Origin of the sequence: Limimaricola sp. AA108-03, assembly GCF_050847355.1 — a bacterium.
Classification (GTDB): domain Bacteria; phylum Pseudomonadota; class Alphaproteobacteria; order Rhodobacterales; family Rhodobacteraceae; genus Limimaricola.
On sequence record NZ_CP193755.1, the window covers coordinates 2570512 to 2585746 of the forward strand.

Consider the following 15235-nt stretch of genomic DNA (forward strand, 5'->3'; position numbering starts at 1 on the left):
ATATCGTCCCATGATCCGCCTCGTCGCCCTCTGCCTGCTTTTGATCGGTTCCCTGGTCCAGCTGTCGACGGCTGCGCCCGCGGGTCCCGTGAGCGGTCACGAGATGGCGATGGCCGAAACCTTCCCGCACTGCCCCGACTGCGCTCCCGGCGACAGCCGCGCCGTCATGGATTGCGCGGTCACCGGGCTTTGCGCCACGGCCCCGGGCGTGCTGGCCCCGGCCATCGACCCGTCCGGCCCCGGTTCGGCCTGCAGCGAGTTGCCACGCTGCTTTGCGGTGGAGACGCCAACCGGCGGCCATCCTGTCCCGATTCCCGCTCCTCCGAAACATCCGGCCTGATAGATCGCACGGTTTCGCGACGCGAAGCCATGCCACGCACAGCGTGGTTCTCGCCAAACCGGAACGGCCATCTTCGCCCCTTCTGCCCCTTCACGCGCAAAGCACGGGGCCGGATGATGGCCGGGACCGGGAGCCCTTTCAGGCCGCCGATGGCGGCATTCACGACCGACAGGATATCACCATGAAAACCATCAGAACCCTCGCGACCGCCACCGTGTTCGGCTTTGCCGCGCTGCCGGTGCTCGCCCAGTCCATGACGCTTCACAAGGATCCGAATTGCGGCTGCTGCACGGCGCATGCCGAGTATCTGCGCGAGAACGGCTTCGAGGTGGAGATCCGCGAGACCTACGATCTCGCCACCGTCAACAAGGAAGCCGGCGTGCCGCTCGGACAGCAGGGCTGCCATACGGCGATGGTCGACGGCTACGCGATCAGCGGCCATGTCCCCGCCGACCTGATCAAGCGCTTCCTCGAGGAAAAGCCCGAAGGCGCCATCGGCATCACCCTCCCCGGCATGCCGATGGGCGCGCCGGGCATGGGCGGCGATCCGGAGGCGCAGCTCGACGTGATGCTGATCGACGCCGAGGGCGTGTCGCACCCCTACCCGGCCGAGTGAGCCAGCCTTGGCGGGACCGGCGCGCCGGTCCCGACCGCAGATCGAATCGATGGGATGGATACCGACATGATGATGATGAACGGCATGGGCGGCGGCATGATGCTCGCCATGGGCGCGGTCTGCCTGCTGGCAGTCGCGGTGCTGCTGCTCGCGGCGGCCGCCTTGGTCAAGTACCTCCGCAGCCCGGAAAACTAGGGTGAAGGGCAAGGCGCGCATCGCCATGGCCGCCGGGGCCGGAGCCGTGGCATTGGCGGCGGGGGGCCTGTTGCTTTGGCCATCGGTCCCGGAGGTCGATGGCCGAGCGCTTTATCTCGACAATTGCGCGTCCTGTCACGGCGCGGCACTCGAGGGGCAGCCCGATTGGCGCCGCCCCGGCCCCTCGGGGCGCCTGCCCGCGCCGCCGCATGACGCGAGCGGTCATACCTGGCATCACCCGGACCGGGTGCTGCGCGAGATCGTGCGGCGCGGCTCCGCCGCCGTGGTGGGACAAGGCTACGAAAGCGACATGCCGGGCTTCGAAGGCATTCTGACCGATGCCGAGATCGACGCGATCCTCGACTACATCAAGTCCACATGGCCCGACCGCGAGCGCAGCTTTCAATCCCGCGTCACCGAGGCGGAGGGCGGCTGAGACGCGCACGCGCCACGGGTCCGGCCGCGCGACGCGCCCGGACCGCGATCGGGGGTGCGCCCGGCCCGCCGAAGCTGTAGGGATGCGTTCCGTGGCGCCTGGGCGCCGCGGGACACCAGAGGGGCCCTTGCATGTTGTCATGGGGCGTGCCGGCGCTGCTGCTGGCGACGATCGTGAACCAGCTGCCGGTGATCAGCGTCTTCGTGCCGACCGAACCGGTCTATGTCTATCTCGGCACCCAGCTTCCGCAGGGCGGCTGGACCTCGCTACTGGCCTGCATGCTGGGGGCGTGGATCGGCGCGCAGGGCTCGTTCTGGCTCGGGCGCACGGCCGGGGCGCGGGTGCTGGCGCGAATGAACGCCGCCCCCGCCGCCATGGCCCGCGCCCGCGCCCTGTTCGAGCGCCGAGGCCCGCCCTTCGTGGTGCTGGCGCAGCTGATCTGGCCGATCGCCACGCTCTGCCAGGTGCTGGCGGGGGCCTGGGGCATGCGACCGCGCACCTATCTCGTGGTTTCGGCGCTGGGCGCGGTGCTGGCGGTGCTGCAATACGCGGCGATCGGCTATGCCTCGGCCACCGGCCTTGCGGCGCTGGGATTGCAGCCCAAGGAGCCGCTTCTGGTGCTGCTCGGGCCCTACTGGCTACTGATCGGGCTGGCGCTGATGCTGCTGGTGGGCTGGGCACTGATCCTGCGCCGGGCGCGCCACGCGCTGCCGCTGCGCATCGCCCATGCTGCGCTTCTGGCGCTGGCCATGTTCGTGGCGATCAACCTCGGCACCCTGACCGGCCGGGCCGAGGCGGCGGGCCGCATCGCGCCTCTGCCGCTGGAACTGGCCTGCCGCGCGCTCGACGAGACGCTGATCGCCCGGACCGGCGAGACGCCGCTGCACGCGGCGCAGCCGGTCAACCTCGCCCTCGTCGGTTACTATGCCCCCGATGCCTTGCTTGGCGGGCTGGGCTGGCTGCGCAACCGCACCTATGCGGGTGATGATCTCGATCCGGCCGAGATCCTGCGCCTCACCTATCGGGGGCTGCCCCCGGCCTCGTCGCTGCTGATCGAGGGCGTCGCCACCGACCTCGCCTGGCAGGAACGACGCGGCGCGGTGCCCCGCACCCAGCTGCGGCTCTGGCCGGTGGCCGTGCCCTCCGGGGTGCCGCCGCTCTATCTCGGGTCGGTGGGGCGGATCGACGCGGTGACGCTGCGCCTCGCCGGCCGAATTCCGCTGCCGGTGCTGGCCTACGACCTGTTTCCCTTCACCGACAGCGCCCGCAACAGCCAGGCCGAGGCGATCACCCGCGCCGTCCCGGGGGCAAGCTGGCAGCTGCTCGGCCCGTCGACCCGGCCCGAGGAAGAGAGCCAGTTCGAGACCGATGGCCGCATCGCGGTGCTGCGCACGCCGGGCGCGCCCACTCTGACGCAGATCTGTGCGGAAACCGCCCCCAGTCCTTTGGGCATGGCCCTTCCGACCGAGGGGTGAGGGCCGCGCCGGCTGCCCCGTCCCTGCACGGTGTGGCGTAGGTGATAGTCGGGCCCCGGCGCGCGGGGCCCGAACGGATCAGAAGGCGGGAACGGTCTGGCGGCGGCGCTGCAGCAGCACCACGCCCGCCAGCAGCAACAGCGCCGGGATGTAGAACACGTATTTGGTGATCCGTTCGCGCGGCGCCTGCACCTGTGCGATCTGCACCGGCCTGTCCGAATAGAAGTCGAAATCGGCGAGCTTCTCGGCGGCCGGGGTGCCGAACATCGGCTCGTCGAGCCGCACGACCTCGCCCTCCGGGAACAGCAGCAGCCCGGACGCGTCGATCCGCTCGGCGGCACCGCCCTCGCCCTCGATATCCATCACCAGCGTGGTCGAGGTCAGCGCGCCCGAGTTGAAATCGGGCCCCTCGATTCTGAGCCGCAGCCGGTCGCCCGGGTTGGCCTCGGCCACGGCGGTTTCGAACTCGGCCGGGGCGAAGGTCTGGAACGGGCTCTGCATCTGGTTCAGCCAGAAGCCCGGCACGAAGAGGGTGAAGGCCACGACCAGCAGCGCCGCGGATTCGTGGATCTTCGACGGTGCCAGGAAGTACCCCTGGGTGGCGGCGGCGAAGAGCAGCATCGCGATGGTCGCGACCACGAAGATGAACGCCGCCTGACCGATCCCGAACCACGTGCCGAGGTCGATGCCGTAGAGGATCAGCGCCGGGTTGTAGATGAACAGGAACGGCAGCGCGACGGTGCGCAGGCTGTAGAAGAACGCCGTGAAGCCGGTCTTGATCGGATCGCCCCCCGAAACGGCGGCGGCCGCGAAGCTCGCGAGACCCACGGGCGGCGTCACATCGGCCATGATGCCGAAGTAGAAGACGAAGAGATGCGCCGCGATCAGCGGCACGATCAGCCCCTCCTGCGCGCCCAGATTCACCACCACCGAGGCCATCAGCGACGACACCACGATGTAGTTCGCCGTGGTCGGCAGCCCCATACCGAGGATCAGCGAGAACAGACCCACGAAGATCAGCATCAGGATCAGGATGCCGCCCGAGAGCTGCTCGACGAGACCGGCGAGTTCGGTGCCGATCGGGGTCTTGGTGACGGTGGCGACGATGATGCCGGCGGCCGCCGTGGCGACGCCGATGCCGATCATGTTGCGCGCGCCCGCGACCAAGCCGTCGCGCAGGTCGTGGAACCCGGCGCCGAATTCATGGGCGATCTCGCCGCCCCTGCCCCGGAACAGCGCCTTGAGCGGGCGCTGGGTGACGATGATCAGCAGCATCAGGCAGGTGGCGTAGAAGGCCGATTTCGCCGGGCTCTGCCGCTCGACCATCAGGAACCACACCAGCACCAGGATCGGCAGCACGTAATGCAGGCCGGTGGCATAGACCTCGGCCACGGTGGGCAGCTTGATCTCCTCGTCGGAGGGATCGTCGATATGCAGGTCGGGCCGCTTGGCCGCGACCCAGACGAGGCCGAGATAGACCGCCGCCAGCACCAGCATCATGATCGGCGCGGTGAGCGAGGGCAGCGCGGATTCCAGCGCGTCGACACCGTAGATCAGCGCCGTGAAGCCGATGCCCGCGACCACGAAGCCGATCGCGAACTTCACGATCATGCCGGCGAAGCTCTTGCTCTCGCCCAGCGCCGGCATACCGCGCTTCAGCGCTTCGAGATGCACGATGTAGACCAGCGCGATGTAGGAGATCACCGCCGGGATGAAGGCGTGCTTGATCACCTCGAGATAGGAGATGCCGATGAACTCGACCATCAGGAAGGCGGCGGCGCCCATCACCGGGGGCATGATCTGGCCATTGACCGAGGAGGCCACCTCGACCGCGCCCGCCTGTTCCCGCGAGAAGCCCACGCGCTTCATCAGCGGGATCGTGAAGGTGCCGGTGGTCACCACGTTGGCGATCGACGAGCCCGAAATCAGGCCGGTCATCGCGGAGCCGACGACCGCCGCCTTCGCGGGACCGCCGCGCAGATGCCCCAGCCCCGCGAAGGCGAGCTGGATGAAGTAGTTGCCGGCGCCCGCCTTGTCGAGAAGCGAGCCGAACAGCACGAACAGGAACACGAACGCGGTGGAGACGCCGAGCGGGATGCCGAAGACGCCCGCCGTGTCGAGCCACTGCGCGTTGATCAACGAGGTGAAGGAGAGACCCTCATGCTCGACCAGATCGGGGATCAGCCAGCCGGTGCCGAAATAGGCATAGGCCAGGAACAGCCCGCCGACGATGGTGAGCGCGGGGCCCAGCGCCCGGCGCGACGCCTCGAGCAGCACCAGTATGCCGACCGAGCCGATGATCACCTGCGTCTGCGTCGGCAGGCCGGAGCGCGCCGTCATCGCCAGCGTGTCGGAGAACCAGAACACGTAGAAGGCGCAGAAGGCCCCGATCAGCGCCAGGGCCCAATCCGCCAGCGGCACCTTGTGGCGCGGGCTCGACTTGAAGGCCGGATAGGCGAGGAAAGCGAGGAAGATCGCGAAGGTGAGGTGAATGGGTCGGGTCTGCGAGGAGTTCAGCACCGGCAGGTAGGCGCCGAACCACAGCTGCGGCTGCGCGATCCAGAGCTGGAACAGAGACCAGGCCATGGCGGTGCCCGCGATCAGCATCGCGGTGGCGCGGTTCACGGGCGCGCGGGCGCCGGAATCCGAACTGGTGACGAGATCCTGCAGGTCGTCGTCCGAATATTGCCGGTCGTCCCGGTCCTCGCGCTGCTCGGCCATCGGACGCGCTCCCTCATGCTGTGTCGGTGTCAGGCCCATCCCTCGGGACAGGAATGGCCGGGGCGCATCACGCGCGCCCCGGCCGGTCGTTCAGCGCGGCTGGGCGATCACTCGATCAGCCCGGCTTCGCGGTAGTACTTCTCGGCGCCCGCATGCAGCGGCGCGGAGAGGCCGTCGGCGACCATCTCTTCCTTGGTCAGCTCGGCAAAGGCCGGGTGCAGGCCCTTGAACTGGTCGAAGTTCTCGAACACGGCCTTCACGGTCTCGTAGACCACCTCTTCGGGCACGGTGGCCGAGGTCACGAAGGTCGCGCCGACGCCGAAGGTCTCGGTCGGCTCGTCATTGCCGCGATACATGCCGCCCGGAATGGTGGCGGTGCGGTAATAGGGGTTTTCCTCGACGAGCTTGTCCACCGCCTCGCCCGAGACGTCGACCAGCACCGCGTCGCAGGCGGTGGTCGCCTCCTGGATCGAGCCCGAGGGGTGACCCACGGTGTAGACCATCGCGTCGATGTTGTTGTCGCACAGCGCCTGGGACTGCTCGGCGGCCTGCAGTTCGGAGGTGAGCTGGAAGTCGTCCATGGTCCAGCCCATGGCTTCCATAAGCACCTCCATGGTGCCGCGCTGGCCGGAGCCGGGGTTGCCGACATTGACGCGCTTGCCCTTGAGATCCTCGAAGGTCTCGATCCCGGCATCGGCGCGGGCCACGACGGTGAAGGGCTCGGGGTGGACCGAGAACACCGCGCGCAGATCCTCGAACGGGCCCTGCTCCTCGAACTGCGAGGTGCCCTCGATCGCGTGGAACTGCCAGTCGGACTGGGCCACGCCGAACTCGAGCTCGCCCGAGCGGACGGCGTTGATGTTGTAGACCGAACCACCGGTCGATTCGACGCCGCAGCGGATGCCGTGATCGGCGCGGCCGCGGTTCACCAGGCGGCAGATCGCGCCGCCGGTCGGGTAGTAGACGCCGGTGACGCCACCGGTGCCGATCGAGATGAATTGCTGGCCGTCCTGCGCGGCGGCGCCGCCAGCGGCGAGGGTCAGCGCGGTCGCGGCTCCGACGAGATAGGTCTTCATGATGTCTCTCCCTTAGAGTTCTTGCTTGTCGTTGGTCGCCTTGGCGATTGGCTCGCCTAAGCGTGATGTCCCCCCCGTGAAAGTCAACACTCCGCCGGTGTCAACGGGTTACGGCACGGGCGCTTGATCCGGTTCCGCCTGTAACTTGGCTTTCACCCCAGCGATCGCTTGCAGCTTGGGGGTGCAAGCGAGAGTAGTGCTGGCGCCGTTCGGGACGACCGGGTCGGGCATGGTCTCACGGACCGGCAAGGCCTCGATCCCGGCCCGTTGGTCAAGGCTGGGGCGCGTGCAGTCGGGAAGTATGCCCCCCTCACATGCGGCGGCCCCGCTCATCGACGCAATGGTCTCGAGCTGACTCTCGAGCGAGGTGGTGGCTGCAACGGCGGGCCCCAGCTTGAAGGATCGGCTGAGATGGGAGCCCCATTCGCCACAGGCGCCGCACCGGTGAGCGATGTACAGGATCACCGCTCCGGTTTCATTCGTGCGACCTCGCCGAAGATGATCACAGGCGGTGGTCCTGCCGTGATCTTCGTTTTGCGAATGTCCCCGGGGGTTGGACCGGCTCCTTCCCTGTGCCGCGCCGGCCGCGCCGGAGCTGACATTGGGCAAAGCGGGCAAAGGACATGCCACGAGGAACCTCCACAGCCGGATACGCAGGAGGATGCCGTCGTGTTGCCCTTGGCGCAACCTTGCAGAAGGAGGCAAACTAGGCCGATCAGGGAACGAGGTTCACCTGCGCCAGCTGCCATATGCTGCGCGCGAAGGTCGCCTCGGTGCGGTAGCGGGGATCCAGATCGTAGGGATAGACCACCCAATAGGGCCCCATTTCGCGGACCGGAACGGTCTCCCCGTCGATCCGGGTGGCGACGATCGGTGCGCTGTCGTCGATCTCTTCGATCGGGATCTCGACCCGGTAATCGTTGAGCGCCACCAGCTCGATCGTTCCGGCCTCGGCCGCGACACCCAACCGGTCGAGCAGCGCCGCCAGCGGCACGCCCGAGAACCGCGCATCGCCATCGGTCCAGATCGTGCCGGTGACAAAGGATTCCTGTGGCATGGCGTCGAGCGCCGCGAGATCGAGCATCGTCACCGATCGGTCGGGTCCCGTCACGCTCAGCGCCATGGAGCCGGGCTGCGCGGCAGCTGGCAGGCCGGTCAGACAGGAAATGGTCAGGGCAGTTGTCAGAGCCTTGAGCATGTCGAATCACCCTCCGGTTGCGACACCGCGACATTGCGGGAAAGTCCAGCCAGGCGCTACGAGGCATCCGGTCATTTCCCTATTCGAACGGATAGGAAGTTTCCCGAAATGCCTCGAATTCGAAACATCGATACCGGGCCAAAAGGAGTTCACGATTTGAACCGCCTTGAACGCACCGTCACATGGCACGAAAGGGCCAATCGCCACGAAATGGCCGGGATTTGGCAAGGTTCTTGCTGCATAAATTGAGCAGGCGCGACCGCAGCTGCAACCGGAGGACCTCATGCATATCCTGATCGCCGATGACCACGACCTCGTGCGGGAAATGCTGGCGGCGTTTCTCGAGCGCGATGGCGGGATGCGGGTCGTTCAGGCCGCCAGCCATGGCGAGGCGATGGCCGAGATGCGGCGCAAGGGGCCGTTCGAACTGGTGATGCTCGACTACATGATGCCGGGGATGCAGGGACTCGAAGGGCTGCGCAGCGCGCTCGCCGCCAATGGCGGCAACCCGGTCGCGCTGATCTCGGGCAGCGCCGACCGCCGGGTCGCCGAGGCCGCGCTGGCGGCCGGTGCCGCCGGCTTCCTGCCCAAGACCATGGCGGCGCGCTCGCTGGTGAACGCCGTGAAGTTCATGGTGATGGGCGAAACCTACGCCCCGGTCGATTTCATGAACGGCGCCGAGGAAGCGCCCGCCGCCGGCTTCCTCACCCCCCGCGAGCGGCAGGTGCTCGAAGGGCTGACTCAGGGCAAGTCGAACAAGGAAATCGCGCTCGACCGCGACATCCAGGAGGTGACGGTCAAGCTGCACGTCAAGACGCTGTGCCGCAAGCTGGGTGCCCGAAACCGTACCCAGGCCGCCATGATGGCACGCGACCAGAGCCTGATCTGACCCCCTCGGGGCGAACGGGGCAAAGGACGCTCTCGCGACCCGCCATTGCCATGGAATGCATCGAATATCTGTCCTAGCATGAGACACGGGCTTCGGGCTGTGGGAATGGGACGGGAACGATGAGGGCGACGGAACGCAACAACGTGACCGTGGCGGGTGCGCCCGATGGCACGCCGCTGGTCTTCGTGCATGGTTTCGGCTGCGACCAGACGATGTGGCGTCAGGTGCTGCCGGCCTTTGCCGACCGCCACAGGCTGATCCTCTACGACCTTACCGGCATGGGCAAATCCGACCTCGCCGCCTATGTGCCCAACCGCTACGCCGATCTCGGCGCCCATGCCGAGGACCTGCTCGAGATCCTCGATGAGCTGCAGCTCGCTGAGGCGGTGCTGATCGGGCATTCGATCGGCGCGACGATCGCCCTGCTGGCCGCCAACCGCGCCCCGCATCTGGTATCGCGGCTCGTGATGGTCTCGCCCACCCCGTCATTCCTCGAGGATGCCGAACAAGGCTATGCGGGCGGCTTCTCGCGCGCGGATCTCGAAGGCCTGGTGGGGTTTCTCGACGAGAATCACCTCGGCTGGTCGGCCCAGATGGCGCCCACCATCGCGGGTCAGCCCGCCGGCTCCGAGGCGACCGAGGAGCTGACCCAGAGCTTCTGCCGCACCGACCCGGCCATCGCGCGGCATTTCGGACATGTCACCTTCTTCGCCGACCGCCGTACCGATTTCGAAAGCGCCGCCAGGCCGTCGCTGATCCTGCATTGCGACGATGACGCGCTGGTGCCGATGCCGGTGGCGGATTGGATGCGCGAGAAGGTCCCGGGCGCGACGCTGCGGGTGATTTCCGCCACCGGGCACTGCCCCCACATGACCGTGCCGGACGTCGTCTCGGCCGAAACCCGCGATTATCTCGGATCGGGCTGATGGCCGACCTCGCTCAGCCCCGGCATCTCGACGTCGCCGCCGAATTGATCGAGGACGCGCCCTGTGGCATCGCCGTGACCGACCCCGACGGTCGCCTGCAATACATCAACGCCACCCTGTCGAACTGGCTGGCCCTCAACGCCCGGCCAGAGCGGCCACGGCGCCGGCTGTCCGAACTGCTCACCCTGCCCGGGCGGATGTATTACGAGACCCACATGGCCCCGATGATGCGGCTGCAGGGCTATGTGCGCGAGATTTCCTGCGCGCTCGAGGTGGAGGGCGGCCCGCCCTTGCCGGTGATGCTCAGCGGCGTCGCGCGGCGCGACGCGGGCGGCAGCTTCACGCGCTTCGACTACACCATTTTCGACGCCCGAGAACGCCGCGTCTACGAGGAGGAGCTGCGCCACGCCCAGCGCGAGGCGGACGAGCTCGCCGCGATCGTGCGCAGCTCTCCCAACGCGATCCTGCGGGTCGATGCCGCGGGCCGGGTGCGTCGCTGGAACGCCGGGGCGACGCGGCTTTTCGGGCTCGATGCCGAGGCGGCGCTGGGACGGCAGGTGGACGAGGTCATCCCGTTCGAGGATCGGCCGGACTGGTTCACGGCGAGCGTCGCGCCGGGCTGCGACGGGCCCGAGATCCTGTTCGAGGCCGTTCATGGATGCGGTCGCACCTTCGAGGTGACGCTCGCCCCGATCGGCGAGCGCGGCCTGCCGGGCGAGGAGGACTGGTCGGTCATCCTGCGCGACGTCAGCCGCCGCCACGCCGCCGAGCAGCATTTGCGGGTGATGGTCGACGAGATGAAGCACCGGGTGAAGAACACGCTCGGCGTGGTATCGGGCATCGCGCGGCAGAGCCTCGGACGGGACGAGGCCGCGCAATTCGTGTCGCGGCTGCAGGCACTGTCGCAGGCGCATGACGCGCTCACCGCCACCGATGGCACCGGCGCCGAGCTGCACGACCTTCTCGATTTCGCCCGTCGCGAGGCAGGCGGTGAAGCGCGGCTGCACATCAACGGCCCGCCGGTGCGGCTCGGCGCGCGGCAGGCCACCTCGCTCTCGATGGCTCTGCACGAGCTGGTCACCAACGCCCTGAAATACGGCGCGCTGTCTCGCGCCGAGGGCCATGTGCAGGTCGATCTCGACATTGAGGATGATGGCCGGCTGCGGCTGCTCTGGCGCGAGCATGGCGGCCCGCCGGTGGTGCCGCCGACCCGGCGCGGCTTCGGCACCAAGATGATCGGACTGGTGCTGAAGGCCGAGCTGGGGGCCGAGGTCAGCTTCGATTTCGACCCTGCGGGCTTCTGCTTTCAGGTGATCTTCGTGCCGGGCTAGGCCCGCGCCAGCGCCGCCGCGATTTCCTCGCGCGAGGCCCCTTTCGCGAGCAGCGCCGAAAGCAGAAGCCGCGCCTTGAGACCGCTCAGCGTGCCGCAAAGCAGCGCCCCCGCCTCGACCAGCGTCGTGGCGCCGCTGTCGCCGCCATAGACCGCGCGCGTCCGCCCCTCGTAGCAGCGCGAGGCCACCAGCACCGGTACGCCTGCGGCCGCCAGCCGCGCCACCACGCTCGCAAAGCCGCGCGGCGCGTTGCCCCGGCCGAAGCCCTCGATGACGATGCCGGGCGCGCCGCTCTCGGCGCAGAATTCCAGGAATGCCGGTGTCGTGCCGAGCGCCAGCTTCGCCAGTTCGACCCCTTCGACGAGACCCGCATCCTCTACCACCCGGCGCGGACCGGGATGGCGATAGAGATGAACCTCGCGCAGATCGACCTCGCCGATCTTGCCCATGCCGGGCGAGCGGAAGGTGTCGGTGCGCGAGGCATGCGCCTTGGTCACGTCGCGCGCGGCATGGATCTCGCCCTCGAACACGATCGCCGCGCCAATGCCGCGCGTGGCCGGGTCGGCCGCCACGCGGATCGCGTCGGCGATGTTGCGCGGCCCATCGGTGTCCGGGTCGCCCGCATGGCGCTGCGCCCCGGTGAAGACCACCGGCTTGTCGCCTGCCACGAGGATGTCGGCGAGATAGGCGCTTTCCTCCATCGTGTCGGTGCCATGAGTCACGACCACGCCGTCGCAATCGGGCCGCGCCAGCGCGGTGCGGATCGCGGCCACGAGGCCATGCGCATCCTGAAGCGTCAGCGCGAAGCTGTTGAGTTCGCGGAATTCCTCGACCCGGACCTCGATCCCGTCGAGCGGGTCGTGCAGCGCCGCCAGCAAAGCGCTTCCGCCAAGCCCGGCGACTACCGCCCTCGCCTTCTCGGAATGGCGCGAGGCGATGGTACCGCCCGTCGAAATCAGAGTGACCCCGGTCATGATCCGTTCCTCGTTTGTGTCGGGATTGATGCCCACGTCCGGCCTGCGGCTGACTGCGCCCACCAAGACATCAGCTAAAGCTTTGTGAAGCCCTGCTTTTGCGCAATCTTATCGAGCCCGCCGCACATGCGGAAGGGGAAAGCTCCCTTCCGCAAATTTCGCCTTGCCTTACCACTGGTCAAGGACTGGGCGGGTACTAGCTTAGCTCATGTTAACTAGTACGATGTTACTATTGCAGCGGGTCATGGCCGATGGTGATTGCTAATTCTGTCTAATTCTAAAGTACGGACAGCGCGTAGCCGTTTCCATAGCCATGACCCACAGTCTCGGTCTTCCAGCCGCCCATCTGACCGACGATATCTGCCGGGCATTCCACGGCACGCGGTCCGGCAAAGCGGCCAAGTTGCTTCCGAGGGGCGCATTCCCGTATCCGCGACCATGGGCACCACCCAAGGGACCTCGTTGTCCAGGCGATAACACTCGGCCGGTGCGGCACGGATAGCTTCGACTGGGACGGGCTGGCGATCCGACATATCTGCGATCGGTGGGAGTAGACCTCGCCGAAGGGGTTCGTTAGCCGACCCCACTTGACGAAGACCGAGGTGATATTGCTGCCAGTCATGTCTCTGGCACTCAGAGCATCACGAAAGGCATGAGCATCCAGCACCGTGTAGCCGGTAAGCAGCTTGCCGCAAGTGTCGGTCGAGTAACCGCAGGCCCGCTCGGCTGCCTGATGGGTGATCCCCTTCCCACCGCCTCTGAGCCGCAGGTACACCACCACAGCGTCGAAGAGGCTCATACAGTCGATGTCGACCCCGCCGCCATCGGAGGCTTGCTGGCCGGGACCACCTACACCCAGACGCGGCATGGGCGCGCTCGAAAGGTCCTCGTCCTGGCATCGTAGGTCATACCAGTAGCCGTCGAGTTGGCTCGCTGCCTGTACGGCCCGTGCAGCTGCCACCCGCGCTGACCCCGTCATCAGAGTATACGAAATTCTTGATGGCGTATCGGCGTCTCAACCCAAGCGGCACCCGACGCTGGAAATAGACGATGCCGTCCTTCCAGAAGCAAGGAGGGACGGAAATGGGCCCCGGCGTGTGCTACGCCTTGGCCTGATCTGACTGAAAGCCGATAGTCGTCAGCGCCTTGAGGAAAAGTCCTGGTGCCCGCGGCCGGACTCGAACCGGCACGCCCCGAAGAGCAAGAGATTTTAAGTCTCGTGTGTCTACCATTTCACCACGCGGGCCCGGGCGCAGGCTTACGATGCCAAGGCGCGGTGGTAAAGCGTCAGCGAAAGCGTCGTCGCCTGCTTCAGATATCGGTGCCCGGCGCCTCGAACAGGCTACGCTCCGGCAGCCAGGGGTTGCGCGCCAGCGCGTCGTCAAGGGCGCGACGCGCCTCGGCTTCGCGCCCCAGATGAAACAGCGCCAAGGCCCGACCCGACAGCGCGCCGACATGGTCGGGCAAAAGCCTCAGCGCCACGTCGAGATCCGCGAGCGCGGTCATATGGTCGCCCTGTAGGAAATGCAGATAGGCGCGCTGGTTCCAGCCCTCGGCATAATCAGGGCATTCGGCCACCAGCTGGTCGAGCGCCTCCATTGCCCCTTCGCCCTGCCCCGCCTCGCGCAGCGCCATCGCCCGGTCCAGCAGCAGCTGCGCCTCGGCATCGGGCGCAATGAGCCAGAGCGTCCAGAGCCGGTCCATAAGCCGCTGCGCCGTGTGCGGATCGGGGGCGCGGGCGAGCCGGTCGAGCAGCCCCGCCATGACGCTGGCGTGATCGGGTGGCGATGGGCAGTCGCGCGCCGCGGCAGGGGCGGCGGCAAGGCACAGGACCATGGCGACGGCGCGGATCATGCTACATGCTGCCCAAGCGCCACCCCGCGCGTCAACTGCCCACGCGCGGCACCGCGCTTCACGTTTTCCAGACCGGACCCCGCATGTTCCCGATCCGCGACCACAACCCCTCGACCGGCACGCCCTATGTCACCTGGAGCCTGATCGCGCTCAACGTGGCGATCTACCTGTGGATGGTGGTGGCGCTCGACACCGGCGAGGAGCTGGCGCGGCTCTATTACGGCTGGGCGATGATCCCGGCGCGGATCACCGCGTTCGAGAACCCGGTCTCGCTGGTCAGCTCGCTGTTCCTGCATGGCGGGCTGTTCCACCTCGCGGGCAACATGCTGTTCCTGTTCATCTTCGGCGACAACATGGAGGAGCAGCTGGGCCATGGCGGCTTCGCCGGATTCTACCTCGCCTCCGGTGTCGCGGCCAACCTCGTGCAGCTCGGCTCGGAGCCGTTCTCGATCGTGCCGACCATCGGTGCCTCGGGCGCGATCGCGGGGGTGATGGGCGGCTACCTGCTGCTGTTCCCCCGCGCCCGGATCGACATACTGATCTTCCTGATCGTGTTCATCCGGCTGATACCGGTGCCGGCCTGGCTGGTGCTGGCGGTCTGGTTCGGGATGCAGCTGCTGGGCGGGATCGGCACCGACCCGGAGACCGGCGGCATCGCCTACTGGGCCCATGCCGGGGGCTTCGCCGCGGGTCTCGCCTTCGCGGTGCCGCTCTGGATCCGGCGCGGCGGCCCGGCCTTCTGGAGCCGCACCCACGGCCTGCCGCCGCACGACCCCGCGCCGCCGCTGGGCCGCAGCAACATTCCCGTCGTGAGGAAACGCAGATGAGCCTGAAGGATCCTATCCACCATGTGAGCTGCCATTGCGGCGCGGTCGAACTACGGGTGCATCTCAAGCACGGGCTGTCCGGCGCGCATCGCTGCGACTGTTCCTATTGCCGCCGCCGCGGCTACGTCGCAGGGCCGGTCGATCTCGACCAGCTGGAGCTGCTGCGGGGTGCGGAGATGCTGACGCTCTACCAGTGGAACACGATGACCGCGAAGCACTGGTTCTGCCGGATCTGCGGCATCCACACGCATCACCAGCGCCGCTCGAACCCGAACGAATACAGCGTCAACATGGGCGCGATCGCGGGGCTGAACCCCCGCGACCTCGGCGAGATCCCGTGGTCGGACGGCGTCAACCACGCCGCCGACCGCTAGAAC

At 67.7% G+C, this 15235-nt stretch carries 16 protein-coding genes and 1 tRNA gene; 10 read left to right on the forward strand and 7 right to left on the reverse strand.

Going from position 1 to position 15235, the window contains the following annotated elements; all coding sequences use genetic code 11:
* The first annotated feature begins 10 nt into the window (after positions 1–10).
* The 5 genes from ACRAQ3_RS12525 (at position 11) to ACRAQ3_RS12545 (ending at position 3062) form a co-directional block, all read left to right on the forward strand.
* On the forward strand, positions 11–340 hold the full coding sequence (locus tag ACRAQ3_RS12525) for a hypothetical protein (protein ID WP_432254860.1): 330 nt from the start codon (positions 11–13) through the stop codon (positions 338–340).
* 181 nt (positions 341–521) lie between these two features.
* Entirely contained in the window at positions 522–956 is a 435-nt protein-coding gene (locus tag ACRAQ3_RS12530) for a DUF411 domain-containing protein (RefSeq protein ID WP_432254861.1), read from the forward strand.
* Between the two features lie 66 nt (positions 957–1022).
* Entirely contained in the window at positions 1023–1151 is a 129-nt protein-coding gene (locus ACRAQ3_RS12535; RefSeq protein ID WP_432254862.1) for a hypothetical protein, read from the forward strand.
* Positions 1152–1176: 25 nt separating this feature from the next.
* A complete protein-coding gene (locus tag ACRAQ3_RS12540) occupies positions 1177–1587 on the forward strand; it encodes a c-type cytochrome (RefSeq protein ID WP_432256293.1) in 411 nt (136 codons plus the stop codon).
* Between the two features lie 131 nt (positions 1588–1718).
* Positions 1719–3062, forward strand: coding sequence for a VTT domain-containing protein (locus tag ACRAQ3_RS12545; protein WP_432254863.1), 1344 nt, complete (start codon positions 1719–1721; stop codon positions 3060–3062).
* Between the two features lie 78 nt (positions 3063–3140).
* Here ACRAQ3_RS12545 and ACRAQ3_RS12550 read toward each other — a convergent pair whose 3' ends face one another.
* From ACRAQ3_RS12550 to ACRAQ3_RS12560, 3 genes are all read right to left on the reverse strand, one after another.
* On the reverse strand, positions 3141–5783 hold the full coding sequence (locus ACRAQ3_RS12550) for a TRAP transporter permease (RefSeq protein ID WP_432254864.1): 2643 nt from the start codon (positions 5781–5783) through the stop codon (positions 3141–3143).
* 107 nt (positions 5784–5890) lie between these two features.
* Positions 5891–6859 (reverse strand): TAXI family TRAP transporter solute-binding subunit, encoded by a 969-nt coding sequence (locus ACRAQ3_RS12555; RefSeq protein ID WP_269398299.1) that lies wholly within the window; start codon positions 6857–6859, stop codon positions 5891–5893.
* A gap of 715 nt (positions 6860–7574) precedes the next feature.
* A complete protein-coding gene (locus tag ACRAQ3_RS12560; protein WP_269398300.1) occupies positions 7575–8057 on the reverse strand; it encodes a molybdopterin-dependent oxidoreductase in 483 nt (160 codons plus the stop codon).
* A gap of 283 nt (positions 8058–8340) precedes the next feature.
* On the opposite strand from ACRAQ3_RS12560, the gene ACRAQ3_RS12565 reads away from it, so the two are divergent.
* The 3 genes from ACRAQ3_RS12565 to ACRAQ3_RS12575 all read left to right on the forward strand — a co-directional run bounded on the left by ACRAQ3_RS12565 (position 8341) and on the right by ACRAQ3_RS12575 (position 11203).
* The gene (locus ACRAQ3_RS12565) at positions 8341–8946 is read left to right on the forward strand and encodes a response regulator transcription factor (RefSeq protein ID WP_085896017.1); all 606 of its coding nucleotides are present in this window, start codon (positions 8341–8343) and stop codon (positions 8944–8946) included.
* A 119-nt stretch (positions 8947–9065) separates the two neighbouring features.
* A complete protein-coding gene (locus tag ACRAQ3_RS12570; RefSeq protein ID WP_432254865.1) occupies positions 9066–9872 on the forward strand; it encodes an alpha/beta fold hydrolase in 807 nt (268 codons plus the stop codon).
* Positions 9872–11203, forward strand: coding sequence for a sensor histidine kinase (locus tag ACRAQ3_RS12575; RefSeq protein WP_432254866.1), 1332 nt, complete (start codon positions 9872–9874; stop codon positions 11201–11203). Before ACRAQ3_RS12570 ends, ACRAQ3_RS12575 begins: the two co-directional genes overlap by 1 nt.
* On the opposite strand, the gene ACRAQ3_RS12580 is transcribed toward ACRAQ3_RS12575, so the two are convergent.
* The 4 genes from ACRAQ3_RS12580 to ACRAQ3_RS12595 form a co-directional block, all read right to left on the reverse strand.
* Positions 11200–12177: an asparaginase gene (locus ACRAQ3_RS12580; RefSeq protein WP_432254867.1), complete on the reverse strand. Its 978-nt coding sequence runs from the start codon at positions 12175–12177 to the stop codon at positions 11200–11202. The two genes, ACRAQ3_RS12575 and ACRAQ3_RS12580, sit on opposite strands and share 4 nt — an antisense overlap.
* A 277-nt stretch (positions 12178–12454) precedes the next feature.
* On the reverse strand, positions 12455–12976 hold the full coding sequence (locus tag ACRAQ3_RS12585) for a hypothetical protein (protein ID WP_432254868.1): 522 nt from the start codon (positions 12974–12976) through the stop codon (positions 12455–12457).
* Between the two features lie 361 nt (positions 12977–13337).
* Positions 13338–13423 (reverse strand) — tRNA-Leu (locus tag ACRAQ3_RS12590).
* Between the two features lie 65 nt (positions 13424–13488).
* Positions 13489–14031 carry a tetratricopeptide repeat protein gene (locus tag ACRAQ3_RS12595; protein WP_432254869.1) on the reverse strand — a complete coding sequence of 181 codons (543 nt, stop codon included), beginning with the start codon at positions 14029–14031 and terminating at the stop codon, positions 13489–13491.
* An 83-nt stretch (positions 14032–14114) separates the two neighbouring features.
* On the opposite strand from ACRAQ3_RS12595, the gene ACRAQ3_RS12600 reads away from it, so the two are divergent.
* A complete protein-coding gene (locus ACRAQ3_RS12600) occupies positions 14115–14858 on the forward strand; it encodes a rhomboid family intramembrane serine protease (RefSeq protein WP_432256294.1) in 744 nt (247 codons plus the stop codon).
* Positions 14855–15232, forward strand: a complete 378-nt coding sequence (locus ACRAQ3_RS12605) for a GFA family protein (RefSeq protein WP_432254870.1) — start codon at positions 14855–14857, stop codon at positions 15230–15232. Before ACRAQ3_RS12600 ends, ACRAQ3_RS12605 begins: the two co-directional genes overlap by 4 nt.
* The last annotated feature ends 3 nt before the right edge of the window (positions 15233–15235 follow it).